The 26,544-nt window shown below is 46.7% G+C and carries 23 protein-coding genes; 3 read left to right on the top strand and 20 right to left on the bottom strand.

Going from position 1 to position 26,544, the window contains the following annotated elements:
- Positions 1 to 3: 3 nt before the first annotated feature.
- The 5 genes from AWR27_RS19640 to AWR27_RS19660 are packed head-to-tail and all read right to left on the bottom strand — an operon-like array spanning position 4 to position 4,835.
- Positions 4 to 606, bottom strand: coding sequence for a 2OG-Fe(II) oxygenase (locus AWR27_RS19640; RefSeq protein WP_077132765.1), 603 nt, complete (start codon positions 604 to 606; stop codon positions 4 to 6).
- Positions 603 to 914 carry an NADH-quinone oxidoreductase subunit NuoK gene (gene nuoK / locus AWR27_RS19645; RefSeq protein WP_077132766.1) on the bottom strand — a complete coding sequence of 104 codons (312 nt, stop codon included), beginning with the start codon at positions 912 to 914 and terminating at the stop codon, positions 603 to 605. The genes AWR27_RS19640 and nuoK overlap by 4 nt, the downstream gene beginning before the upstream one ends.
- 11 nt (positions 915 to 925) lie before the next feature.
- Complete coding sequence (locus AWR27_RS19650) at positions 926 to 1,462, bottom strand: NADH-quinone oxidoreductase subunit J family protein (protein ID WP_077132767.1); 537 nt, start codon at positions 1,460 to 1,462, stop codon at positions 926 to 928.
- Positions 1,463 to 1,480: 18 nt separating this feature from the next.
- Positions 1,481 to 2,371 (bottom strand): 4Fe-4S dicluster domain-containing protein, encoded by an 891-nt coding sequence (locus AWR27_RS19655; RefSeq protein ID WP_083732913.1) that lies wholly within the window; start codon positions 2,369 to 2,371, stop codon positions 1,481 to 1,483.
- Between the two features lie 58 nt (positions 2,372 to 2,429).
- A complete protein-coding gene (locus tag AWR27_RS19660; RefSeq protein ID WP_077132768.1) occupies positions 2,430 to 4,835 on the bottom strand; it encodes an alpha-ketoacid dehydrogenase subunit alpha/beta in 2,406 nt (801 codons plus the stop codon).
- A gap of 244 nt (positions 4,836 to 5,079) precedes the next feature.
- Here AWR27_RS19660 and AWR27_RS19665 point away from each other — a divergent pair, with 244 nt between their 5' ends.
- Both AWR27_RS19665 and AWR27_RS19670 read left to right on the top strand, forming a co-directional pair.
- A complete protein-coding gene (locus tag AWR27_RS19665; protein ID WP_077132769.1) occupies positions 5,080 to 5,520 on the top strand; it encodes a DUF1573 domain-containing protein in 441 nt (146 codons plus the stop codon).
- 178 nt (positions 5,521 to 5,698) lie between these two features.
- Entirely contained in the window at positions 5,699 to 6,604 is a 906-nt protein-coding gene (locus AWR27_RS19670) for a prohibitin family protein (RefSeq protein WP_077132770.1), read from the top strand.
- Positions 6,605 to 6,612: 8 nt separating this feature from the next.
- Here the strand turns inward: AWR27_RS19670 and AWR27_RS19675 are convergent, their stop codons facing one another.
- The 15 genes from AWR27_RS19675 to AWR27_RS19745 form a co-directional block, all read right to left on the bottom strand.
- Positions 6,613 to 7,524 (bottom strand): alpha/beta hydrolase, encoded by a 912-nt coding sequence (locus tag AWR27_RS19675; protein WP_077132771.1) that lies wholly within the window; start codon positions 7,522 to 7,524, stop codon positions 6,613 to 6,615.
- Between the two features lie 52 nt (positions 7,525 to 7,576).
- The gene (locus tag AWR27_RS19680) at positions 7,577 to 8,839 is read right to left on the bottom strand and encodes a serine hydrolase domain-containing protein (protein ID WP_232325878.1); all 1,263 of its coding nucleotides are present in this window, start codon (positions 8,837 to 8,839) and stop codon (positions 7,577 to 7,579) included.
- A 104-nt stretch (positions 8,840 to 8,943) separates the two neighbouring features.
- Entirely contained in the window at positions 8,944 to 10,467 is a 1,524-nt protein-coding gene (locus tag AWR27_RS19685) for a capsule assembly Wzi family protein (RefSeq protein WP_077132773.1), read from the bottom strand.
- A gap of 48 nt (positions 10,468 to 10,515) precedes the next feature.
- Positions 10,516 to 11,895 (bottom strand): sugar transferase, encoded by a 1,380-nt coding sequence (locus AWR27_RS19690; protein ID WP_077132774.1) that lies wholly within the window; start codon positions 11,893 to 11,895, stop codon positions 10,516 to 10,518.
- A 177-nt stretch (positions 11,896 to 12,072) separates the two neighbouring features.
- The gene (locus AWR27_RS19695; protein ID WP_077132775.1) at positions 12,073 to 13,620 is read right to left on the bottom strand and encodes a capsule assembly Wzi family protein; all 1,548 of its coding nucleotides are present in this window, start codon (positions 13,618 to 13,620) and stop codon (positions 12,073 to 12,075) included.
- Positions 13,621 to 13,793: 173 nt separating this feature from the next.
- Entirely contained in the window at positions 13,794 to 14,339 is a 546-nt protein-coding gene (locus AWR27_RS19700; RefSeq protein ID WP_077132776.1) for a T9SS type A sorting domain-containing protein, read from the bottom strand.
- A gap of 26 nt (positions 14,340 to 14,365) precedes the next feature.
- A complete protein-coding gene (locus AWR27_RS19705) occupies positions 14,366 to 15,511 on the bottom strand; it encodes a glycosyltransferase (protein ID WP_077132777.1) in 1,146 nt (381 codons plus the stop codon).
- 143 nt (positions 15,512 to 15,654) lie between these two features.
- Positions 15,655 to 16,419, bottom strand: coding sequence for a class I SAM-dependent methyltransferase (locus AWR27_RS19710; protein WP_083732914.1), 765 nt, complete (start codon positions 16,417 to 16,419; stop codon positions 15,655 to 15,657).
- Between the two features lie 127 nt (positions 16,420 to 16,546).
- On the bottom strand, positions 16,547 to 18,355 hold the full coding sequence (locus AWR27_RS19715) for a beta strand repeat-containing protein (protein ID WP_232325879.1): 1,809 nt from the start codon (positions 18,353 to 18,355) through the stop codon (positions 16,547 to 16,549).
- A 322-nt stretch (positions 18,356 to 18,677) separates the two neighbouring features.
- The gene (locus tag AWR27_RS19720; protein WP_077132778.1) at positions 18,678 to 20,027 is read right to left on the bottom strand and encodes an O-antigen polymerase; all 1,350 of its coding nucleotides are present in this window, start codon (positions 20,025 to 20,027) and stop codon (positions 18,678 to 18,680) included.
- A gap of 45 nt (positions 20,028 to 20,072) precedes the next feature.
- Positions 20,073 to 21,167, bottom strand: a complete 1,095-nt coding sequence (locus AWR27_RS19725; RefSeq protein ID WP_077132779.1) for a glycosyltransferase family 4 protein — start codon at positions 21,165 to 21,167, stop codon at positions 20,073 to 20,075.
- A gap of 46 nt (positions 21,168 to 21,213) precedes the next feature.
- Positions 21,214 to 21,945, bottom strand: coding sequence for a glycosyltransferase family 2 protein (locus AWR27_RS19730; RefSeq protein ID WP_077132780.1), 732 nt, complete (start codon positions 21,943 to 21,945; stop codon positions 21,214 to 21,216).
- Positions 21,946 to 22,014: 69 nt separating this feature from the next.
- Complete coding sequence (locus AWR27_RS19735) at positions 22,015 to 22,758, bottom strand: hypothetical protein (protein WP_157579274.1); 744 nt, start codon at positions 22,756 to 22,758, stop codon at positions 22,015 to 22,017.
- A gap of 47 nt (positions 22,759 to 22,805) precedes the next feature.
- Positions 22,806 to 24,374: a lipopolysaccharide biosynthesis protein gene (locus AWR27_RS19740; RefSeq protein WP_077132782.1), complete on the bottom strand. Its 1,569-nt coding sequence runs from the start codon at positions 24,372 to 24,374 to the stop codon at positions 22,806 to 22,808.
- Between the two features lie 185 nt (positions 24,375 to 24,559).
- Positions 24,560 to 25,513, bottom strand: coding sequence for a GDP-mannose 4,6-dehydratase (locus tag AWR27_RS19745; protein WP_077132783.1), 954 nt, complete (start codon positions 25,511 to 25,513; stop codon positions 24,560 to 24,562).
- Positions 25,514 to 25,696: 183 nt separating this feature from the next.
- Between AWR27_RS19745 and AWR27_RS19750 the strand changes: the two genes are divergently transcribed.
- Positions 25,697 to 26,353: a carotenoid biosynthesis protein gene (locus AWR27_RS19750; RefSeq protein WP_077132784.1), complete on the top strand. Its 657-nt coding sequence runs from the start codon at positions 25,697 to 25,699 to the stop codon at positions 26,351 to 26,353.
- Positions 26,354 to 26,544 lie beyond the last annotated feature (191 nt).

Here is a 26,544-nt window from a genome sequence, read left to right on the forward strand (position 1 = left end):
CGGTCAAACTTTCAGCCAGCCCGTCAGGCTCAGGCGGTCGCGGGTGGCGGGCAACACTTCGTGTTCGAGCCGCCCACTTTCGAAGCAGATCAACCGCCCGCCAACAGGTTCGACCGTAACGGTATGTTCGATGCCGCCGGGGTTGGGTAGGTAAAGTGCCAATTGCCCCCCATCGGTAGGTTGCCAGTTGCTGTTGAGGTAGCAGATGACCGACAGTTTCCGGCGCGAGTCGCTGCGGAACTGATCGAGGTGGCGTTTGTAGAACGTGCCGGGCGGATACAGGGCGTAGTGAAATTCATAATCGCGCAGGCCGAGGTAGCACGTTTGGTTTATATACTCGACAAATGCGCCAATGCGTTGCAGAAAAGTGGCTTCGGCAGGTGCGGCTGTGGCCTCATCAAGCCATACTATTTCGTCGCCCCGAATCGCTTTTTCGACCATTACCTGCTGATTTCCAACGCCTGCCGACCGAAACTGCCCGGCTTCTTTGCGTCGGTGCAATTGATCGGCCAGGGCGGTCGTTTCACCGGGCGACAAAAACGCGTCGGCTATACCGTAACCGTCTGTCAGAATGCCATCGATAATGGGTTCAAAGAGCGGGTTCACTGTTGTAGCTCGTTTAAATCGTCTACCTGAACACTGCGGAAATGCCGGTAAACCTGCAATACAATTGCCAGTGCCACGGCAGATTCGGCAGCAGCCACAACCATGACGAACAGAGCCAGCATCTGCCCCTGAATACGGTCGGGATCATATTGGCTGAACGCAACGAGATTAATGTTAACGGCATTGAGCATCAACTCGATACCCATTAACACCACAATGGCGTGGCGTTTAAGCAGCACAACGGCAAGCCCAATGCTGAACAGTGCAGCACCAACAATCAGAAAATAGTGACTTTCAACAGGTTGCATTCCGTTTTGTCTTACGCTTTTTTTACGCTTGCCAGATAGGTAGTCCCCACCAAAGCTGCCAGCAACAGGATACCAATAATTTCAAACGGGACAATATATTCTGTCATCAACTGACGCCCTACTGCATTGACGGTGCTTTCCCACCCAACGGGCCGGGTCAGTAATGCAAACGACGACCGGGCGATCAGCGTATAAAAAGCCACAAACAGCCCGCCCGCAACGAGAAATCCCACGGCCCAGCCGCCAAAGGCGTTTGATCGGTTCAGCACCGGAATCCGGTTCGGTGTCTGGCTGCCCCCGTTGGTCCTCGAATCAGGTTTGTGGGTTAGCATCACGCCGAAAATAACCAGCACCAACACGCCCCCCACGTAAATCATAAGCTGCGCTACGGCCAGAAAATCGGCACTTGCCAATACAAACAGACCGGCTACGCCCAGCAACGTCAGCAATAGCGAAAAAGCGGCATACATCACGTTGCGCGTGAGCAGCACCGCAACTGCCCCCAGTAGCGTAAGAGCCGAAAATCCGTAAAAAGCAAGCTGAACCATAACAAGTACTTACGACAATTAAGTTGATTCCTGATTCGGCGAGTTGGGCTTCGGTTTCATGGTAGGCCGGAAAGCGGGCTTCGGTTGAGGCATTTCTTTCGTTTCCTGCCTGGCTTCGGCTTCGGTCGGAACCGGCGCAACTTTCGGCTTCATGGCAGGTCGAAACGCCGGGCGTGGCCGGGCCGCGTCGGGCGTTGGCTCAGCTTCTGGTACGGGCGGAGTTTGCGCGGGTTCAGCCGCTTCCGTCTGCGTTACAACTGGCTTTGCCGTTGGTCGGAAAACTGGTTTCGGTTTCGGGGCGGCTTCGGCTGAAACAGGATTTTCAATGGTTTTAGCCGCTACCTGAGCCGCTTTAGCCGCTTCTTTCTCTCGAACATATTGTTCATACAACGCACGTTTTTCGTCGGCCTCTTCGGGCGTCAGGTTCGAGAAGTTGTAGGTTAATTTGCCTAATTCAAACTCGCTGTAGTCGAACTTCTTGTCCATTGTCAGGCACTCGGTCGGGCAAACCACCGTGCAAAGGCCACAGTAACAGCACTTTGCCATGTCGATATCGAATGTAGCTGCGTACAGGCGAATCGGCGACCCATCCGACGCACGGCCAACTTCTTCTGTAGCCTTGATAGGGTCGATGGTAATACAATCGACAGGACAGATTTTGGCGCATTTATCGCAGACAATGCAATCGTCGATTTCGTTTCGGAGCCGATAGCGGCCATTATCTGGAATGGGCAATTGTTCGTGCGGATATTGCAGCGTAACTAAGCCGTTTTGCAGATCGAAATAATTATCATCGGCAATACCTTCCGGTGTTCGGCGGTGCGTAGCATGTCGCAAATGCCGAAAAGTCAGGCTCAACCCCTTCAGCGTTGTCCGAATACCGTTGCGTATATCTTTAAAGTAGGTCATGTTACCAGTTAAGCGATTGACTAACTGAATGCATTCAATCACTTAATCATTCAATCATTCAATACATAGGAAACCGGGCCGGATCGCTCTCACTCATCAGCGCGTAAGCCGTCTCGATTACATCGTCAACACTGGGTTTCGAGAAATAATCCCCGTCGGAGCCGTAGGGCGGGCGGTGCGCTTTGGCCGATAGTGTACGCGGGATGGAGTCCAGATAACGGTATGCGCCCTGGTTTTCAAGTACTTGTTGTAGCATAAACGCCGATGCGCCCCCCGGCACGTCTTCGTCGGCAAAAATGACCCGGTTTGTTTTTTTGATCGATTCTACAATCGATTCATGCACGTCGAAAGGTAGCAGCGTCTGCACATCGATCACCTCTGCGCCGATGCCCATCTGCATCAGTTGATGCGCGGCTTCCAGCACAATCCGGCACATTGAGCCATAAGTAACAATTGTTAGGTCGTTTCCGGTGTGTAAAATTTCGGGAATGCCCAGCGGTACGCAGAACGTATCCAGATTGTCGGGCAGTTGTTCTTTCAGGCGGTAGCCATTCAGCGACTCAATCAACAGAGCCGGATCGTCGCCTTTCATGAGCGTATTGTAGAAACCGGCGGCCTGCGTCATATTGCGCGGCACCAGCACGTGCATACCGCGTAAACTACCCAGCATGGTTCCCATCGGGGAGCCGGAGTGCCAGATACCTTCGAGCCGGTGGCCGCGCGTTCTGACAATCAGCGGAGCTTTCTGACCGCCTTTTGTTCGGTAAAGCAACGTTGCCAGATCATCGGTAAGGGTTGCTAATGCGTAATAGATGTAGTCGAAATACTGAATCTCGACAATAGGCCGAAGGCCGCGCATGGCTAAACCAATGCCTTGCCCAATAATGGTGGTTTCGCGAATGCCCGTGTCGGTGATGCGAATCTCGCCGTACTTCTCCTGCAAACCCGCAAAGCCCTGATTTACATCACCGATATGCCCGACATCTTCGCCGAGGGCTACCGTGCGCGGGTCGCGGGCAAATAACCGGTCGAAGTATCGCTGCATCAGTTGATAACCGTCGACCAAAGGGCTGTCGTCGTTATAATGCGCCGGTACAGCCGCTACATGCATCGGCGATTCCGGCGATTGGCTGTAGAGGTGCGAACTGAATCGGTCGGCGTTTTCGGCATTGGTGCGGTTGAGCCAGGTTTGCAGCCCGCGCCGGGCCGCGCCAGTGTCGGTTCGCAGTACGCGCAACGCTTTCCGAACTGCCGACACCGCATCGCGCCGGAGGGGCGAAGCCGTTTTGCGCAGTTCTTCCCGAATGGCCATCAGGTCAGCCGCTTTGGGGTGATTGCGGGCGGCTTGCTGCAACAGGTCAACGGCTTCGTCGTGGTCGCCTTTCATCGACGTCTGATACGCACTCCAGGCATCTAAACGGGCCTGTTTGGCAACTTGCTTGGCTTCGGCTTCGATGGCGTCCAGCTCATCGTTGGTGGCGTATTCGTTTTCGCGAATCCAGTGCCGGAACATACGATTGCAGTCGTGTTCGTCTTCCCAGGCCAGCCGCTCTTTCGACTTGTAGCGTTCGTGCGAACCAGACGTAGAGTGTCCCTGTGGCTGGGTCAGTTCCTGTACGTGTACCAATACCGGCACGTGCTGCTCCCGGCAAATGTGGGCGGCCTGCTGATACGTTTCGAGCAGAGCCACATAATCCCAGCCTTTCACGGTAAAGATTTCAAACCCTTTGTCGTAGGCATCGCGCTGAAAACCAGCCATTGCCTTGGAAATACTTGCTTTAGTGGTCTGATACTCAATGGGCACCGAAATGCCGTACCCATCGTCCCAGACCGACATCAGCAGCGGCACCTGCAACACTCCGGCGGCATTCATACTCTCCCAGAACATGCCCTGCGAGGTTGAAGCGTCGCCGATAGTGCTAAAAATCACCTCATTGCCATTTCGCGAAAAGCCCCCCATATCGTGCAGTGCTGGGTTTTGCCGAAACAGTTTCGAGGCATACGCCAGCCCCAGCGAACGCGGAATCTGCCCGGCGGTGGGAGCAATGTCACAAACTGAATTGAATTTATCCGTTTGCGGACGCCATAGCCCCTGTTCGTCGAGCCAGCGGGTAGCAAAGTGTCCATTCATGGAGCGGCCTGCCGTATTCGGGTCATGAGCCACGTCAGTGTGGGCGTAGAGCTGGGCAAAAAATTCAGTCCAGCGCAGTTCGCCGAGAGCCGCTACAAACGTTTGATCGCGGTAGTAGCCGGAGCGGAAATCGCCCCGGTCGAACGCACGGGCGGCAGCAATCTGGGCTAATTCTTTGCCGTCACCAAATATGCCAAATTTAGCCCGCCCGCCCATAACGTCGCGCCGACCCAGCAAACTAACCTGTCGACTTTCGCAGGCCAGTCGATAGTCTGATAGGATTTTTTCACGACTGATAATACCTGTCGAGCGGAGTTGTTCGTTTGCTATCACAGCAGAGCCACGGGTTGAAAAAGTTCTACAATTAGTTTTTCTGACGAAGTGTTTTTCACGGATAAAGCCCGCAATCACGCGAAAGTAAAAATAAGGCAAAACATCTCAGCTTTCAAAAAAACGATTTTTTGCCGTTCTTTGTTGACAGGGCAGACACCAACAAGTATTTGGCAAACTCTTTGCTCTGACAACGATTTAGTAAGCGTAGCATATTAACAACCAAACCATAATTCTGATTAGTCCAATGAAAAAGATTTTTTCACTTTTCGTAGCTTTATTTGTCTTCGTTGCAGTTGGCTACGCGCAGAAGGGCGTTATGAAGTTTGCCAAAGAAACGCATGACTTTGGTAAAATTGAGCAGGGCAAGCCTGTAACGCATGTCTTCGAGTTTAAAAATACTGGTGCTGATCCTGTTGTCATTAGCGATGCGTCGGCTTCATGCGGCTGCACCAAACCCAACTGGACTCGTGAGCCAATCATGCCGGGCAAAACGGGTAATGTATCGGCTACGTTTAACGCAGCCGCTATGGGGCAGTTCACCAAAACAGTGACGGTGACAAGTAATTCCGAAGCGGGCCAAACCGTGTTATACCTGAAAGGCGAAGTGGTTTCCCAGAAAGACGCTGAAGCGGCTGCGGCTTCGGGCAGCAAGACTGCCAAGAAAGTTACCAAGACATCACGTTAACACGCTGAAGGGTTAATAGTGTGGTCTGGAAAGGCATCTGGTTGTTTACCGGATGCCTTTTTTTCATTGATCAGTGAGCAGCCAACAGCCATCCGTTTTAGGTTTATTAACCATAAAAACTACGTATCTTACTGCCAGTTGCCAACTGTTGGCTGCTAGTTGATAACTGTTCGCTGCAATGTTTTTTCTGACACTCGGCATCGTTGCCCTCATCGTGGGCTTTGCCATCAACACCCCCTCCCTGACGTTTTCGCGCTTTTCACGCCCTGTCAAAGTGATTGGGGCCGTTCTAATTGTGCTGGGCCTGCTTACCGCCAGTATTCGCCAGATCGACGCCGGGCAGGTAGGTGTTATTTCCCTGTTCGGTAATGTCAGCGACCGCACGCTTGAGTCGGGCCTGAACTTCGTGAATCCGCTTGCCAATGTAACGGAGTTCGACGTGAAAACGCAGAACTACACCATGTCGGCAACGCACGATGAAGGCGAAAAACAAGGTGATGATGCCATTCGGGTACTTACCGCCGACGGGCTGGAAGTCGTGATTGATCTGACCGTGCTCTACCGCATCGTATCGGCTGAAGCCCCGCGCATCTACCGCGAGATCGGCCCCGACTATACCGACAAGGTGGTACGTCCAATTACCCGAACGCGTATCCGCGACAACGCCGTGTATTATGACGCCGTAGCCCTCTATTCGACCCGGCGCGACGAGTTTCAGACCCGTATTTACAAAACTATCGAAGCCGATTTCCGCAAGCGAGGGATGATGTTGGAACAGTTATTGATACGAAACATCGACCTGCCCGCGTCGGTAAAGCGTACTATTGAGTCGAAAATCAACGCCGAGCAGGACGCCCAGAAGATGCAGTTCGTGCTGGCGAAAGAACGGCAGGAAGCCGAACGCAAACGGGTTGAAGCACAGGGCATTGCCGACTACCAGCGAATTCTGTCGACGGGCCTCTCAGACAAGCAGTTGCAGTACGAACAAATCAAAGCCCAGCGCGAACTGGCCCAGTCGCCCAATGCCAAAATCGTGATTATGGGCGGGCGGGGCAACGTGCCGCTGATCCTGAACGATAAGTGATTTATGAGCTATTTTAACGCCATCAGCCAGGCGCGGCAGGCGTCGGGCCAGTTGTTGAGCGAACCGAATTTGGCTGTGCGCAGGCCGTAGCCGTGTCCACCGGTCGGGTACAGGTGCATTTCGACCGGAACACCGTTTTTCAAACAAGCCCGATAATAGCCGATGCTGTTTTCGACCGGCACGGCCTTGTCGTCCTGTGAGTGAACCAGAAACGTGGGCGGTGTCTGACTCGTTACCTGCAACTCGTTCGAGTAGTAGGCAACCATATCCGACGATTTTTTCAGCTTACCGAGCAGTTTATCGCGTGAACCGGTATGTGCATTATCGCCAAACGTCACCACGGGGTATACCAGAATCGAGAAATTGGGTTTAGCCTGTTCGCTGGCGTTTGGGCCCCGGTGGTAGTGGGTAGAAAGCGTGGACGCCAGATGCCCCCCCGCCGAGAACCCCATTACGCCTATTTTATTGGCGTCGATACCGTAGCGGCTGGCGTTTTGCCGAATCAGCTTCATGCCCTGCATGGCATCCATGAGCGGCACCTCGTGCGGATTGGTCATGATCGTGGAGTCGGGCAGGCGGTATTTCAGCACAAAGGCCGTAACGCCCATGCCATTGAACCACCGGGCAATGTCTTCGCCCTCGTGCCCGGATGCCAGAATCCAGTAGCCACCACCGGGGCAGATCATCACAGCCGCACCCGTAGCTTTGTCTTTCGGAGGCAGATAAGCCGTCAGGGTTGGCACCGACACCTGACTGACACGGAGAATGCCGTCGTTGCCAGCTTCTGATTTTTCGGTAATGCTGGCTCCGGCAATGGCATTCGGAATGGCGTTATCGGGCCAGAGTTTAATGACTTCCTGAGCGCGGGCGGTTTGCGTAAACACAAGTAAGGAGACGAACGTAAGAAGCAACAGGCGCATAGCTACAACGAAGATGGATGCAGCAGAAAGCCGACTCCTTAGTCGACTCTACTCAAATTTCCACTTCCTGATCGGCGTCGGTCGAGCTGGTTTTTGGCCCGCCCAGTACGTCGACTAATTCTTTCACCCGATACACGGTCTTATTGTACTTATTGCCGAGCATGATAATGACGTATTCATCTTTCGGGCTGAACCAGAACATGGTGTTGTAGCCTTTCCACCAGCCGGAATGATAAATGTATTCGGGTTTATTAAATCCGTCGAGCATCATCCGAAACCCATAGCCGTAATTCTTGGCCCCTTTTCGCTCGAAACTGCGTGGAATAAACGCTTCAGCGAGGGTTTTGCGTTGCAGCAGACAATCGCCGTTCAGGGCGCGATACCAGCGGAATAAATCGCCAATGGTTGAGTAAATGCCCTTATCGCCCACTACGTCGTCATAATAATCTTTCGGAATACGCCGATTCCATTGGTATCCTGCCGTGCGGTGGTAATTGATCGAGTCGTTTTTGGTGGTTGCCACAAACGTCTGATGCATTCCCAGCGGCTCGAAAATATTTTTGTGGATAAACGCTTCGTAAGACTGCCCCGTTACCTTTTCAATGATCGACGCCAGCACCATATAGTTGGTATTGCTGTAGCTGAACCCCCGCCCCGGCACGTTATATTTCTTCGGTGTTGGCTTCACCGTGGCGAACCAGTGCATAATAGTGGCATTGGTCGGATACGGTTTTTCTTTCTTGTAGAAATTCACCTTCATGCTATCATCGAAGGCATAGGCATAATTGGGTAGTCCACTCCGGTGGCTGAGCAGTTCGCGAATGGTGATACCGTGATACGGAAAGTCGGGGTAGAACTTCTGGATCGAATCCTCCAGTTTTAATTTACCGGCTTCGATAAGCTTGAGCGTACCAACAGCGGTAAACGTTTTCGACAGCGAGGCTAACTGAAACTTGGAATCTTCGACCAGCGTATCGCGTTCGTTGCGCTCAAAATGCCCCAGCCCGAAGCAGTTTTTATAGAGAACAATGCCCTTCTGGGCAATCAGCACGTTGCCGTTGAAGCCTTCGCGGACCTTCTGCTGAATAATTGCTTCTATCTGTTGCGTTTTTGCGTCAGCATTGATCTTTTGCCGGATATTATTCTGTTCATCGGGCGATACCGTCTGCTCATCGGCGCAACTGCGCAGCGCCTGCGCCGACTTATTCAGTTCCTTTTGTGAACTCTGCCCACACGAAGCAACGCCGACACTTACTACAATCCATACACTTAGCCAACTCCAGCACTTTCTCATCCGCACCATTCCAACATGCATTAGTTTCACTCTATTTACGCTACCAACGTCCACAAAAATAAGAATAGTACATCAAGGATTTGGTTAACCATTGATAAGAAGCCAGAATTTCATCGATAGTGCTGTTATATTCTATTGAATGGGTTACGGGGTGATGGCACGGCAGGTCGCCGTTTGAGGATGCCCGTTTTACGAATACCCACATAACCACCGACGCTGTTTGGCAGCAAACCGCCCGCATCGAAACCAAACGAACTGTTTAGCACTACCCCACCCAGAATGGTCAACGGGACCGACGCCGTTAATAGTCCCGAAAACTGCGAAACAATCGGCACGTAAGGCGTTCCATATGTACCGGCATTTCGCCCATACGACAGGCGGGTTGTTAGTTCTACCTTGTTTAACAGCAAACCGCTTGCCCCAACGTGGTAAACGCTAACGCGGTTGTTAGCAATGGGAAATCGCTGCGGCAGCGACGGTCGCGTTTCCTGCGTGGGCGTTAAAAACGGCGTACCGATGGTTCGGCCAAAGTAAGTCCAGCCGTCAACAAACTGGCTGTGGTTAAAATAATCGTCGCGACCACGAAGTTGCGGATTATCGATAACGAACAGGCTTCCGCCCTGACTACCTGTGAAGAGGTACTCAACCGTTAGCTGACGTAGAAAAAACAATTCTCCTTCAGGTTGCCGACGGTTACGGATTCGTAGCCCATTCAAGCCATCCTGAATATTGGTGGCATAGAACAGCGAACCATCATCGTACATGAATTGCCGATACATGAACAGGTTCCAGTTGTTCAGGTCAACGTCTGCAGCCAGGTCGAGGGAGCCAAGATGATTGCCGATGCGATTTTCTTCAAACGAGGTAATGTTTGGGTCATCGGGGTCGGGGTTTCGGGTACCAAACATAACCGCCGGAAAATACCGCAGGGTTGATGGCAGTCTGCCGTTAACAGCCACGACCGGCCCCAGCACCGCCGGGTCGGCCCGCCCGCCCCAGATAACCTGATGATTAAATCCCGCATAAAGCCGAAACCGCCACGACGGTTTACCAATCCGGCCATATACGTACTTGTGATGCAGAAAAGACCCCGTAACCAACCGATTGGCGTTTTCAAACCAGCCATGTGCAAAAGCTCCCAGGAACGATACAACGCCTTTGGTGAACGGAACGGCTGTGTAAACGGGCAGGCCGATTTGTACTTTGGGAATGGGCAGTGCGTTCCCCGACCACGAATAGGCACCAGTAGAAAGCAGCGTATCGACTAAGCCAACAACTTCCCGTCGCCGACCGATGTAGGCTTCAAAGGCACCGAAGCGACCTTTCAAATAAGCTTCGGGTAGTATTAACTGATTTGTCAGGCCGGCATTGACTAATACTTCAGCCGCGTATCCCCAGTCTGCTTTAGGTTTGTAGGTGGTACTATCGGCAGATCGATAATCAGCAGACAGACGGGCACCAACACGAGCAATGGGGGTTTTCAGCGGTACTGTTCCGTACTGATTGGCGCGTAACCAAAAAGGTGTCTGGTCAGAAGCCGCCATTCCGCCCGCTTCAATCTGGTATTGATTACTGCGTTGAGCATGGGTTTCGAATACACCACAGATAATTAATAAACACCAGCCAGCCAGCCATACGATACGTCTCATAAATAGTTGCATTAGCCAACAGCCCGCCAATTGGCTTAGAGGATATGATTACTTACCGCGTCCCTGCGCCATAACCCGAAGCGTCTGTGCGATAATCCACATATCGAACAGAAACGACCGGCGTTCGGGATAGAGTAAGTCATAACGAAGCCGCTGCACCATTTCGTCTAAGTTGGCGGCATAGCCAAACTTGATTTGGCCAATCGAGGTGATGCCCGGTTTCACTTTCAGCAGCGAGCGGTATTCAGGAGCAACGGCAACAATCTGATCGATAAAAAACTGTCGTTCGGGCCGGGGTCCAACAACCGACATATCTCCTTTCAGAACATTATAAAACTGTGGAATTTCGTCTAAACGGGTTTTGCGCATAAAGCGGCCCCAGGGTGTGATGCGCCTGTCGAGCGTTCCAGCCGATAAAACCGGACCGGATTTTTCGGCATCGACGTACATACTCCGAAACTTGTAGATGGTAAATGGTTTACCGTCGCGGCCAATACGCTCCTGCCCATACAACACCGGTCCTGCCGACGTAATCTTCGTGATAAGTGCCATGATCAGGTAGATGGGCATACCCAGAATCAATACGCCGAGCGAGAACGCAATGTCGAATCCCCGCTTGAATATATTGATTCTGAAGTCGACCAGCATTTGCGACGACAGGTTCAGTACAGGCAGGAAATCGTGGTACTCGACGGATGCGCCTTTCAGTAAAAACCCACGGAAATCGACTAAGAGCTTAACCTGATAGTCGGCTTCTTCGGCATGATCTGCAATTTCTTTCAGGCGTGTATTATCGATGTAGGGCATACAGCAATACACACAATCGATGCGTTCTTCTTTGATAAATGCCCGTAGGTCTGTGCAGTCTCCCGTCAGCAACCCTGTATTATCTGGCTTGGGGTCATCGAAATAGCCGTAAAAATGAAAACCCATTTCAGGGTGCGTATCATAAAAACTGCGAATCGTTGCCGCCAGCTTACCGTAGCCCACAATAACGTACCGCCGGTTATTATACCCTCTCGCCCGGTATTCGCGTAGGAAAATCAGCCCACCTATCCGAAAGGCGGCTCCTAAGCTTACAAACAAAGTATAGGTGATCAGTAAATGCTCCCGCGAATAATAATAGCCTTTGACAGCGACCCAGTACACTGATATGACGGCGACGTGAATAGCTATCAACATCAGCAATTTCTTTATTAAATGGTCTGCTTTAAAGAGCTGACGCGGGAAAATATAGGGTTTGAGAAGTAGTATTTCCAGCAGCCAGATCAAATTGAACAGCAGCCAGAACGATGCATACGGAGGTTCGCTCACACTGTCGAGCGTCCGAAATTTAATCCAGTATGCTCCCAAAAAAGCCGCGTTTAAGCTGAGAAAATCAACGAAAACGTGCAATGGAAAGAATAGTATGGAATATCGGTGCCTCATAGGAAAGTTGAATCCACTTCGTAAATTAGAACAAATTGTATTCCAATAGCTCTAATTTACGAATGAGATTAGGTGCTTTTCAGCCGAACTTATTTTACGGTGTTTCCAGAACGTTACAAAATAGCAGCAAAAATCTGGCATAAACAACCTGATAACGAAACGGGTAGCCCATTACCGTTACCTGCTCTGCGTGGCAAACCATTGTTTTCGTACACTGAAAAAAGCACCAACGCCCTGCCGATACAACGTACCAGCATCAACAGCTACATTCGCCGTTAAATCAAATCCACCCAATAAATCAAGCGGAGCGATAAACCCGATAAATCCTGAAAACTGATTTCTGACAGGTACATACGGCGTATTATATGTACCCAGATTTCGGCTATACGAGAGCTTTGTCTGATAGGCAACAGGCCCGGTCAGGAATGAGGTCCGCACAGGCAAACTGCCCGACAGCCCCAGGTGAAGTACTGTCACCCTGTTGTTGGCCGTAAACGTTCCGTAAGGGTATTCGTTGTTCGGGCCAAGTGCCGGTGGAATAAAGGGAGTGCCTATAGTGTGTTGCCGATACCCCCATCCGTTCCGAATTTGCTGATGATTGAAGTAATCGTCTTTACCACGAAATCTTGCCTCATCGATGATAAAGATAGGCCCGCCCTGACTTGTCGTATTCAGAAACTCGACCAGAATGTCCCGCACGATTGCAGTAGGATCGTTCCGGCGAATACGAATTCCATTCAGCCCATCGGTAATATTGATGAGCGAATACAATGACCCGTCTTCAAACAGGCTTTGCCGGTACAGGTATAGCGTGTGCCGCACCAGATCAATTTCTGCCGCCACGTCAATAGACCCCAAGTGGTTGCCCACCCGGTTTGTCAGATCAAAATAGGTGTACTTCGTGGTATCCGTTCGCCCTCGGTTAATGCCTGTTACTACGTAAAAATAGTCGACCAATCCTGAAGGAAGTTTCCCGCCAACCGGAATGGTTCCCCCTGCGGTGCCGCCGTCGGCAGTGCGCCCGCCCCACACCACCTGATGGTTGAAGCCGCCATACAAACGAACGGAACTGGTTGGTTTACCCAATCGCAGATACAGGCTTTTTTGATGCAACATTGTGTTGCGTATGTAGTTCTCGGCATCTAAATAGCCGTGGGCATAGGTTCCCTGGACAGCAAGCCAGCCTTTCGTAAACCCAATGGGCGTAAAAACCGGGATAGAAACCTGTATTTTGGGCACGGGCATGGCATTGCCCGACCACGCGTATGACCCTGTTGACAGAGTCGAATCAGCTAAGCCAAACTTTTCGCGCCGACGACCAATATACATCTCGAAAACGCCCCGCCGAACTTTTAGATAAGCTTCGGGCAGCAATACAGCCCGCTCATACGAAAGTAGATTTGGTGCCATATTGCCAACAACGTTCACACCATAACCGAACTGAAAGGCCGATTCGCGCCATCGTCGGCTGCTGTTGCCGGTTGTGTCGTAGTCGCTGTAGATGCCTGCCCGAACTGTTATTAGTGGCGATTGCTTCGGCACGATGCCATATTGATTGGTTCGTAGCCAGAATGGGGTTTGCGTCGACGATGCTATGTATGTTCCTACTTCGCCCACATACTGGTCGGGCGGGTGAATAGCCTGAGCCACTGATTGATTGGTACTTACCCGCAACAGAACGACCAGAATTGCATAGATACTGTATTGACGAGAGAGGAGGTGCATGAAAAGGACGTTTGCTGCTGAGTTTAATTGCACAATAATAATGCCGCACATGAAGCTTTATTGCTATCTACACAGCTTATCGAGCGAACAGTCTCCGGCAAAGATAGTCACAAATAGAAAGACCCACGCCTAAAGCGTAGGTCTGCTCTGATACCTGTAAGGGTTTTAAAAGCTTACTTTTTTATTAACCGACTGGTAGCCCGTTGCTGATTTGTTTCAATAATGGGAATGTATACGCCCGTTGCCAGTGACTGCGGTTTCCACTCGATCCGGTGCTTACCCGCCGACTGCACTTCATTCTGCACCAACTGACCAACCACTTTCCCCTGCGCGTCTGTTACCCAAAGGCTGACATTGCCATCGGCAGGCAGCGCGTATTCAATTATTGTCGACTGCTCGAACGGGTTCGGAAATGCCGATAGTTGAAGCGGAAACTCTGAAGTGGCTACCAACGACACCGGCTTTATGAACGCCGAAAAGGTGCTGCCCTGCTTCGCTTCAAAGCCGGGCAACAACGTTACCGACCCACCAGCCTGATAGGCAACGTCTGTAGCAGGTTGTACCGTGCTCGTAGCCTCGATGGTTTCGATAGACTGCTCAAGGTGCCGACCACTTCCGGTATAGGTAAGTTGAATACGCAAATGCTGCTTGGGCGTTTGGGCAAAGCTAATTGCTCCACTCAGTAGCAGGGATAAAGCGAGGGCGTATAGTTTTGTCATTATCTGAATATCCTTGATTTATAGCCCTAAACTACAATTTCTTTACGAAACACTGCGTATTTTTCGTGAACAAAATCCTGAATACGTTTAATAAACAGCGATTCATCAAATTGTTCCGCATGTTGACGGATATAAACTGAATTAAACTGATCTTCGATACGCTCAAATTGTTTCACAGCAGCAATTAAACTATCAACCGTCTGCTCAGTAAAGAGTAGTGCTGTTGCTTTCTCAGGGCTATTATGCACTGAGACTGAGACCTGCGTAGTTAAAACCCCACCAGCGTTGTAGGCAATTACAGGCCGCCCCGCTGCATTAGCTTCTAAAGGCGTAATGCCGTAGTCCTCATGCTGGGGAAAAATGAAAGCCCGGCAACCTGCATATACATCGGCTAATTCCTGTGCTGATAAGCCGCTCATAAACGTTATGTTTTTTCCAGCAGCCGCCTTTATTTCATCAGCCTGAACGCCTTTGCCTACAATAACAAGCGGGTAACCCAGTTGGTTAAATGCCTCTACAACCAAATCTACTTTTTTATAGTACTCCAGCCGGGAGACAACCAAGAAATAATCCTTAACCCGGTCAGAGACATAAAACTTATCCGCGTTGACGGGAGGATTGATAATTTTTATAGGCTTATCAACCTTGTATGTCTGCCTAAGCCGTTGAGCGGTCTCATCCGTCATAGCTACATAATGATTGGGCCTCTGACCATATTTAAAATCAACGTCTCGTAGATAATTGAGTACGAGATCAAAGATGCCTTTCTTGACTGATCCTGCCTGTGCGTATTGTGCATATGAAGTCGGCTCCCAAGCTAAACGAAACGGCGTGAAACTATAACTAATTACCAGCGCGTCCGGTCGAACTTTAACGTATTTAGCACAATGTGTACCCGACATCACTATTACATCGTATTCGGTGAGATCATGCGACTGCATTGCCCAGATGCCAAACGGGAAGAATAAGTTCTTCATCAAGTCATCCGTTTTAGCGATTTGCTGTAGCCAAGTAGTGCGAATGTCGCAACCCTGAAACTCAGGAAACGTTAAGTGAGGTTGATAGCACTGCGTATAAATAGGGGCTTGGGGAAAGGCTTTATGGAATGACAATGCTACCTGCTCTCCTCCACCCCGACACATCAACCCATCCTGGACAAGCGCAATTTTCATAGTAAGGTGTTGCCCATTACCACTTTGGACACGGAACTCATTGGCAAAAGTAGACAAACACGTTGGGAAATTGAAATGTTATCAACGATACCCTTGTTTATGAACGCTCTGAATCTAAGTTTGGCCCGCTACTTTAAGAAAGCTTACAAGTGGGCAACGACAGCAAATTGCTGAAATTCCATATCGGCAATAGACTTCAATAAGATTGAGTTAAGAATATTGAAGTTTCTATAACCCTTCGGGTTAATTTCTCTGAGCGAGTTAATTCCCTCAACCTTAGCCAGTTTATAACCTGCTTCAACAAACATTCTTTCTATACTCTTCTTGGTGAAAAAACGTAGGTGAGTTTTATCAAAAATGCCTGCTCCTACATAGTAGAAATCCTTCTGAACAACAATATGGTGCATCGCATCAAAGAACCTGACATTAGGAATCGACGATACAATTACGCCTTTATCAGTAAGATACTTTTTGCAAAGCTCAAGTGCATCGAAGGGGTTTGCCAAATGTTCCAGTACATCGTTAAAAATAATGCAATCAAATTTTTGGCCCTGCAAATCAATATTCTCGTCAAAGACTGTGTTATAGACTTTATCGATAACAGACTGTGCTTTTTCGGCAGCCCTTCGGTCAGGCTCTATCCCCCAAACTTCGCAATTAAATTGTTTTTTCACAGCACCCGCAAATACACCACTGCTGCAACCAACATCCAAAACGTATTTTACATGCGGTGGAATGTAGGCAAGCATTTCATATCTGGCATGAGCATAGTAACTTTCATCCTTTGCGTTGTATTCCTTCTCTAACATAAAAATCTCATCAAAGTGATTTACAGGTGTAATAATAGCAAGTATTTTGATGAATAGCTTATGAGGTCTGAATGAAATTTGTGTTAGAACAAAGGCCATTGCCAATCAAGATAAGCTGATATACTACGTATCTAAGTAACAAAGCAACAAAGCTCTGCCTGAAAAAACAGAGCTTTGTTGCGAACATGGTTATCACCTGCCTACCGATTGAAATACTGTAGAGTAATTATTGCTTTTTAGCAGCATTACGCCTTATGTTGTTCACACGCTTCTCAAGTTGCTTCGAGATCCGTTTTAGCTCCTCATTCTCTTTTTTTAATTGAATCATGTACAACGTCAGTTCCTCTATCTTTTCCAGAAGTTTAGCATCCATCTTACCAACGTCGATTCCTTCACGAACAACCTCTTCTGCCGAGGCAACTCCGGGCAGGTGCTTATATTTTTCAACGTATTTTTCTACCTCGTTTAAACTCTTCAGCTTATATGAAGAATCAAAAACCCGGTCGCTCCAATCATTGGTGCTGGCAATAGCTACTTTAACTTTTTCGGTAAGAATCCCATCTTTTACATACAAACGATATCCGGCTGGAGTTTTCGTAACGCCCTGTCCAATCACCACGCCACCTGTATTTGTATTTACAACATTCTCACCTGCTATTGACCAATAACTGTCCTCTGTAGCAGCCAAGCGTCCACCGCTGTTAGTGCTGCCTAAAACAACATCGCCCTGAGCATTGACTGTAAGAAATTTAGTTTGGTTGATTAGCGCAGCCGAGCTTGCGTTTGTCAAATTAGTGAACCGTAGCCCACTCACACCCGATGTAGCTGACGTTATTTCCAGCTTGGTATTTGGTGCCGTGTTACCTATACCGATGTTAGCATTATTACCCAAAATCAATGCGTTACTTACTGTTACCTGAGCATTAGAGCCTATTGCAGCAGCATTAGTGAGATTTGGCGAAGAAGCGGGAACACCAGCCCCATTGCCAACAAATGTATTAGAACTGCCTGATTGATTTTGAATACCTGCATTTGTGCCAATAAATACATTGTTGGCACCATCTACGTTTAGAAAACCAGCACTCGTTCCAATAAAGAGATTCGAACTACCAGACTGATTTTGCTGACCAGCATTATTCCCTAAAAATGTATTAGCGTTACCGTTTGTATTATAATAACCGGTTTGTGTGCCTAAAAACAGATTATTATTGCCGGATCTATTTTGATTACCAGCTTGTGTACCGATAAAGATATTCAAACCACCATCCTGATTATTAACCCCTGCATTAGAGCCAATAAATGTATTATTACTACCAGTTGTGTTTGAAAGACCCGAGCCAACCCCAATAAAAGAGTTACCTACACCACTACTATTTGCACTACCAGATAAGAACCCTAAAAATAGGTTGGAGTGCCCCGTAGTATTACTGTAACCTGAGTTTGTGCCAATAAACACGTTCTGATAGCCAGAGGTATTCTGAAATCCAGTGAGGTGTCCTAAAAAAGTATTATTGGATGATGAAACACTTGCCTTACCAGAGGAATTGCCAATAAAGGTATTACCGATGCCATCCTTATTGCTGAGACCTGACATTGCCCCAATAAAAGTGTTACCTTCACCAGACGTATTAGACGATCCACTTAATGCACCAACAAACACATTGTAGTTTCCCTGGGAATTGCTACCTCCTGCGTCAGACCCTAAAAAGGTATTATCTGAACCAGACTCGTTCGCATAACCCGCCCCCGATCCATAAAACGAGTTATTATTGCCGCTTAGATTAAAAAAACCAGCCTGATACCCTAAAAAGGCATTATTGTAACCGGCATTATTTCTATAACCGGCTCCTGACCCAATGTATGTGTTATTATTACCAGTCGTATTATTAAAGCCAGAGTTATAGCCAACAAACGCATTACTTTGACCAGATGAGTTTTTATTACCGGCTGACGTACCTAAGAACACATTTTGGGTACCTCCCATATTCATGGTGCCTGTTCCCCTACCAATAAATAGGTTGCTAGATCCAGTCATATTAAGGTTTCCCGCACCAACACCTACTAGCGTGTTGTCAGAGCCAGGTGTTGTAGATGACGGTGAAGTAGCGACGTAATTCGACTGAGAGTACACTCGTGATGCTATTAGAACTAGCATACTAAACGTACATAGTAGTTGTCTGACCATAAGTGCGTAGCGTTGTATGATTAAGCAAATATACAGATTCATGTTATATACCTATCTCTTTAAGAAAAAAACTTGATGCTGACAAATTAATCTTATGTCCTACTTTCCCACTATGTTTATATGAATATATCATGTTTCTTAAATTCCTGCATCTTGATATTTACAATAGATCCTACTTGTTAAACTGTATGCGGGATGAAATAAACAACACAATTAGCAGAAACGTAGATATGTAGAAGTTCCAAAATCCTGCTGAAACTGTCAAATATGACACAAAACTTGAGTATAGGATCACGCTACTTGCTTTAATAACATCACCATTTGAAGCGTACTTTTTCGTCAAAACTGATAGTCTTCTCAACACATAGCCCCATAAGAAACCAAAAATTATTACGCCAATTATTCCGAAATTGATATACATCTCCCCAAAAATGCCCATTCTTAGGCCCGGATGAGTGACAGTGTCCAGACCAGCCGCCTTTACAGTTATTCTTCCTATACCATACGCTTCTCTTATAGGGTAAATTGAGGACGGAATAAACGACATGAAAGCTGCGAAATAGCTTAGTCCCCAATATAGTTCACCATCCCAGTTACCAAGAACCCAACTGAAATCTCTCAAATCGGAGAAAGTATTCCCATAAAAAATTTCCGGGATGAAAGAGATGATGGCTAAGTTGGGATCAATGTTGTCGATTTTGCTAGTATTTCTAATGAAGGCAAGTACCATCACAATTACTAATGTGACAACTATTATAAATATAACTTTTATAAACGGGAAGTACCCTTTGTTTCTGTATAAAACATACAAAACCCCAAAACTTAAACCTTGTAAGATTAAAGGTGCTCTCACTCCAAGAAAAAAACCAAAAAACACAAAGCTTAGCAGTAAGACCTTATCAACTGTTTTTCCGTACTGTAAAGCTCTGGTTGATATAGCTAAAAATACGAACTCAAAAGTTGACAGTATAAGTGTGTATATGGGAGCGAACTGTGTATTTAACTTGAAGAATTCTCTTGGGTTCTTAATTAAACCGGATGTAGCCGCGAAGTAAACAAACCCGCATAGAACCATTACATAAAAGGTAGAGAAAATGCGTATCACTGATGTACTTTTAGTAACGGCTATAAATAATCTTCCTAATGAAATTGCAAATGGTTTAATAATTGCTTCGACTGCCATAACTGGCCTATAAACATCATAAGCGTACTTTCCAATATAAACGCCAGTAAATCCAATCATTGTAACTATATATGCCTTATCTGAGTATTTCTCTATTGTATATAAATTATCGTATCCTAGCACGGCAAAGACATTCAGATTGGCACTACTAAAAGGATACATTACCAATACAGGAATGAAAAAGACCAAAAACATATTAAAACGCCAATAGTCTATATAACTCCCTGTTCTACGATACTGATTATACCAGCCCACCAAATACCATATAAGAACAATCGTATTTATCAGCAGTAGCCAATAATTAAACTTTAATACTCCATCGAATAATTCTACTTTCATAGGTTGACTTTGCTAATCTCCTACCCTGATTTTCTGCATCATATGTTAAGATAATACAGTTGAATTCGGGCTACTAACTTCTTTAATCACGTCCATAAGCTTTATAACCGACTTATTTAGATCAAAAAGTGGCAACCTTTGATAGCCTTTTTCAATTAAGCTTTTCCTCAGGGCAGCATCGTTCAGAATGGTAGTTAACCCATTCGTTATGCTCTCTATTTTGTGTGGATCCACATAAACGCTTGCATCTCCACACACCTCGGGCAAACTGGTTGTATTCGATACTAACGTTGGACAGCCGCAGGCCATTGCTTCAAGTGGTGGAATGCCAAAGCCTTCAAAAAAAGAGGGATAAGCGAACACTTGCGCATTCTGATACAGACCTACTAAATCAGTGTCACTCACATAACCAGTGAATACAACACGGGGGTCGCCAGCTACCAGTTCTTTAATACGATTATCGGCAAACACTTTGTGTTCAGATCCAACAATTAGTAGTTTAGTTTCGCCGAAATTGCCTGCTTTAAAAGCTTCTATCAATCCGGCAAAGTTCTTTCGCGGGTCAATCGATGAAACAGCGAGAATGTACGACCCATACTTATTAGGTAATTTCTGAGCCGGAGGCTCCAGAAATATTGACGATACGCTGGGATAAACGATATCTATTTTAGTTAGTGGAACTCCGTAGTGCTGGGCAATGTCCTGCTTCGTATTTTCACTGATTGTTATGATTCGCTTTGCCCCCGCTACTTCGCGAGGTATAAAGAAATTGTAAAGCAGTGAAAATCTGCGGGAAAACCACTCTGGGTGAAGTTTAAATGATAGATCAAGAACGGAGACAACGTTGTTACGATACATGATTGGGGCCAAGTTGCAAAAATTCAGCAACAATGGGTTCCCAAGACGATTCAATAGTAATGGTAACTCCAACTGCTCCCAAAGTATACCTTTACGCATCCGCCCTACAACCTGCACGTTCAGTTCCTCGGCAATATCTTTATGAATAATCCTGTCTGGTGCCAATAGGGTAATATCGGGGCGCAGTTGCTTGAGACCCCGGCATAATTCGATAGCAAATCGTTGCGTACCCGTGATGGGCTGAGTCAAAAAGCGAGCGTTAACAACTATTGAAGACGGCATAACTCTGTGTTTAATGAATAATGTAAATGGATGCCCAAGAGACACATTAATTAGTATGCCCTCGGCCTAAGAAAAATCTGATGCGATCCATAACAGACCGATAAGCGAACTCTCTCTTCGACAGAAGACCCGCCCATAGCCATAATCGATAATTTTCCTGAACAGCATCGAATGAATGTGACGCTCCTCCTTCGCGGAAGTTGGCCAAGACCTGCTCAAGCCGCACAAAAGGAACTTCTTTTCGCTGAAGCCTCAACATCAGCTCATAGTCGCCAACATATCGATAGGCTTCATCGAACAACCCGAATTGCTTATATAATTGTCGGGGCAAAAAACAGGTGGGGTGTTCAATCATTTGAGTGGTAAGCTGATTGGCGCAGGTGCAGCGTAACCCTATTACTTCTTCGTCTTTATACGTTCGCTGAATACCATGGTATACAGCAAGTCCAAAGTGTTTATAGGCATTCAATACCAACTCAACTGCTTGTGGCTCATACCAGTCATCGCTGTTTATAATACCAATTATATCTCCTTTTGCCATTTGAATGCCTTTATTCATAGCATTATAAATGCCCGTATCTGGCTCCGACTTGTATCGAACCACGGAGGGGTGTAGTGTTGCATATCTCTCTATGATTGATAAAGTTGCATCTGTTGATTGGCCATCAATCAGTATATACTCTATCTGTGGATAAGATTGTGCCAATACAGACTGAATCGTTTGCTCAATATGCTTTTCGCTATTGTAACAAACAGTAATTATCGAAACTATGCTCATAAAGCCAATGAGATTGGCGCGTTCAGTGCGCTAATTACATACATTTATTCGGTAAAATTAACTTACTTGCTATATCCAGGGTAGATTACCCAACCCAAAACTCCTATATTTTATCCAATACTCAAATTTATAGCGAAACCAATGTAAGTAGCTGCTATTATACTGTGTGCCCGATGAGGCACTGTAGCCTTCAATTCTTGGTAAGGTAATAAGCGGCCTGAAGGTGTAGGTGTTAGCAATAGCGGTTAAGGCAGCTTTCGACAAGGCATGTTCCAGGTAAACACCTGTGCTGTCGTTCAGCGTTTCTTTGTATGAAGAAAAATAATCGGCTACAAAGCTGGGCTTAAATCCAAAAAATCTTGAGTCACAGAATGTTAAGTTCCATTTGAAGTCGACCATAATATCAACATCAGGGTGAGATTCATAATCAGACAAGAATGTGTGAAAGTTGATAACTTTATAACGCCCTGTAACTTTGAATACAAAACCGGCATTTTTGATTATAGATGAGTTCAAGGTTGCATACTCTATACAGTTAAGTTCTCCCAATCCTTTACCAAGCCGCTTATCATAATTATTACCATTAAAGTACAAAATCTCAATTTTACCGGAGCCTATCTCATTGCTGAAATAGTCTGACAGATCATTATTCGAATTTTCTACAAAAACTATTGGAAAAGATACTTTTTTTAGCCAAAACTTGATGGACTCAATATATTGTCTTTTTCGGACTTCGGTGTCTTGGATTTCAGTTAACACCATTCCATTCGGATTAACCGTGCCCGTAAGCAATAAAACTGCGTTTGGATTCATCGTCGCAAAATTAGTACGTATGTCCATTTAAAGGCAATTATATCAATTCATGTCTTTACTGTACGTGACAGAAACGTTTGATAAAGAGCAAAAAACGATTTTCTGAACAAAAAGCTAATTAGAAGTAGAAAAACTACCCCTGAAACAGTTGACACAATGGCAATCTTCATTACCTCATTAATGCCTTTTAGCGCGGGTTGGTGCTTCGTATAAAAAGCTAACAGAATACACGTAAATATTACCAGCACTAAAGGCGACAAAGTGCCGGCAAGATAACCCTTAACTGACAATCCCAAACGCTTCAGGCTAATGTACACAACGTACCAATTTAATGTAAGTAATTTTGATAGTAAAGAGGCAAGAGCTATACCAAGCAAACCGTAGAATTGGCTCAAAGCAAATCCTAAAGTTACTGTTAGTAGGCCAGCTAACAGCGTCCATTTATTGAACGGCCATACACCGGTATTCCAAACGAAATTCCCGGCAACGGAATGTTGAACTTCAAAAAAAGTTATTAAGCTAAATACTATTGCATAAGAAGTACCCAAAAAATGTTTAGAGCCTACCCACAGCGTTATAATGTTCTCTCCACATACCAAAAGTATGACCAACATCGCACCTACAATTGACAGGCATACTACCATTGTATTAACAAATAAACTCTGAAGTCCAGCAAAGCGATCCTGTATATATTTTTTAGCAATAAATGGGGATATAACCTGATTAACTACCAGTGCGATAGATGTAACATAAGTGAATAGCTGCTGATTAATGACGTAATCTGAAATTTCGTTGGCACTAACAATAATAGATGCCATTAGTACACTTCCCTGAGCAATTAACCACCCGCCAAACTGATTAATTACTAAGGGAAAAGACTGGCTATAGATGCGTTTGGCAATTATGTATTGAAACAGTTGACGACGCGGTGTTTTATCATTCTCAAATATATATTTATGACGAACGTACAGGGTAAGGTGAAGTGAAATCAATTGGCCCATATTTTGAAACATAAAAGCTACTGCCACAAGTACAACAGATTTGTAAACAGGGAGTAGCACAAATAGTAAGGCGAAGTATAGAATTTGCCAGACGCTGCGAACAATGCTTTCAACGCCAACGTCGCGGTAGCCAATCAATAAAGCAGCCGGAATATTTGATAGCAAACTAAAAACAATACCCACAACATAAATACAGAAAGCCGTTTGAAGTGTAGTAGCATTAACAGCCTGGCTGTACATGACATAGTAAATTCCTACTACAACGATACTCACCCCTGTGAGAATTGCACAAAAAGAAAGTAGTGAAGTAGTGTATATCTGTTTGGGGGAATAAGAAGATAGGTCAGCAATTGTGTGATTATCAGAACTGCTTTCGTTGGCATTGTCTATGTAAGCGATTATTCGGGAGAGAGTTTGTATTAAACCTAAATCTGCCATTTGCAGGAAGGCACCAAACAGAAAAAAAATATACCAAAAATTTAACTCGTCTTTTGCTAAATTTTTAAACAGCAACGGGGTTTGAATGATACCTATTAAAATAGTCAGCAAGAATCTTACCCATGAGAAAGATACCCCTTTTATCAATCTGCCAAAGTCGGTTACGTTTTTTATCATTGTGTAAGTATGAAGCTCTACGATTAGAAGGTGGTATGCTGGATTAACTATCGCCTGTAAATCAACAACTTGATTAAATTTAAACTAGTGCCTTTTTAGCTTGCCTGTAGTGTTAAACTTAAGTGTTCCTGAATTGCTCATTTCACAATGGTAGATTAATAGTCAAAGTCAACATCCAATAGATCTCAAAGATTATATCCCTCTACCATCAGCTTACCCACCTCATCCATAGTATGTTGGGCAGTCCAACCTAATTTTGCGTAAGCTTTCGCCGGGTTAGCATGTCCTTCAGCAATGTCGGTTGGCCGAAAAAAAGAGGGGTCAGAACGGACATGATCCTCCCAATTCAAATCCACACGCTTAAACACGACTCGGATAAAATCGCGAAGTTTGTGCGTATGGCCCGTTGCAATAACGTAGTCATCCGCCTTATCATGCTGTAACATCATCCACATAGCCTCTACGTAGTCGGGTGCCCAGCCCCAGTCGCGGGCAATGTCAATGTTGCCAAGCGTTAGGGTCTCCCGGCTTCCGTTGGCAATACGGCAGGCAGCGGCTACGATTTTTTGCGTTACGAATCGTTCTGGTCGCAGGGGTGATTCATGGTTGAATAAAATGCCGGTGCAGGCTTGTAATTGATACGCTTCACGGTAGTTGGCGACCTGCCAGAAAGCAGCCGCTTTAGCCACTCCATACGGGCTGCGGGGCCGAAACGGCGTATTTTCATCAGCCGCTATGCTGCCCGTGTCTCCAAAGCACTCGCTGGAACCTGCGTTGTAAAACTTGATAGGCAAATTGCTAAAACGAATGGCCTCCAATAGGTTCAGCGTACCCACGCTGATGCTTTCCAGCGTCTCAACGGGCTGTTCAAACGACAAACCTACTGAACTCTGGCCCGCTAAATTGTACACTTCGTCAGGCTTTACGCGCAAAATAGTCTGCAAAACACTTCGGAAGTCGTTGATGCTGATTGAGACGAGTTTAATCTGTTGTTGAATACCTAAGCGGTTCAGGTTACGGAATGAAGCCATCTGCGCATCCCGAGATCCGCCGTACACTTCGTATCCTTTTTCTAACAGTAGTTTCGCTAAGTAGGCCCCGTCCTGGCCCGATACGCCACAGATTAATGCTTTCTTCATACATTCTTCCCCAATCAGACTGCAAGTTTACAGTACTATCGCGAGACGACCATCCGTTTCGGTGATTTACTATGCTCCGGGCAACCAATACCGCATTGAATTCCCGGCGTTTTTGCTATCATCAGACGCGTGTTGTGCCCAACAAACAGCAACCTTCTTGTTAGGCAAGGAGTTGTCTTGAGTATGATTGTCTCTGCTCCTATTCCGGCTCGTCATCATGCCGCCATCCGAACGGTGCTGGTGCTGGCTTACGTGGCCGGAATTATTGGTTTACATTTGCCGGGCCTGGCCAATTTCTTCCGCCCGCTTAGTCCGTTAATGCTTATCGGCTCGCTGGTTGTTCTGCTCCTATACCATACCGACTGGCGACCATCGTTTACTTTTTATGCTGTGTCGGCTGTTTTTGTGGGCTATTTCATCGAAGTGCTGGGCGTTCATACAGGTCTGATTTTTGGCAATTATGCATATGGCGCCGGGCTGGGGCCGCGTGTGCTGGCAGTGCCACCCGTTATTGGCATCAACTGGCTCACGCTTTCTTATTGCTGTGGCTCGGTCTGTAATCTGTTACCCACACCGGCCTGGGTCAAGGTTGCAGCCGCAGCAACGCTGATGGTTGTTCTCGACTTTTTCATTGAGCCGGTGGCCGTTCAGTTAGATTTCTGGACCTGGTTTGGTCAACCCGTGCCTTTGCAGAACTATGTGGGCTGGTGGTTGGTGTCGGCTGTTCTGTTTAGTATGTGGTACGCTCTGCCGTTTAAAAAAGAAAACCGTATGGCAAAGTGGTTGCTCGGTTTACAGTTCTTTTTCTTCATAGGTCATGGTTTGTTGAATTTATTTTAAACAACGTTAAACAAAATCCTTATCGTACGGTTCTTTAGGTGTCAGCAAAGAAGTTAATGAAATTTGGCGGTACGCTGGTATTTGCTTGTACATATCAGAATGGGTTTGTAGCTTGGGGGTTAATTTCGGGTGAAACTGGCTACGGATGCAGTGGTATGGTCAGTTTTGCCGACGTTCCTCCTTAACCACGA

This window comes from Spirosoma montaniterrae (genome assembly GCF_001988955.1).
Classification (GTDB): domain Bacteria; phylum Bacteroidota; class Bacteroidia; order Cytophagales; family Spirosomataceae; genus Spirosoma; species Spirosoma montaniterrae.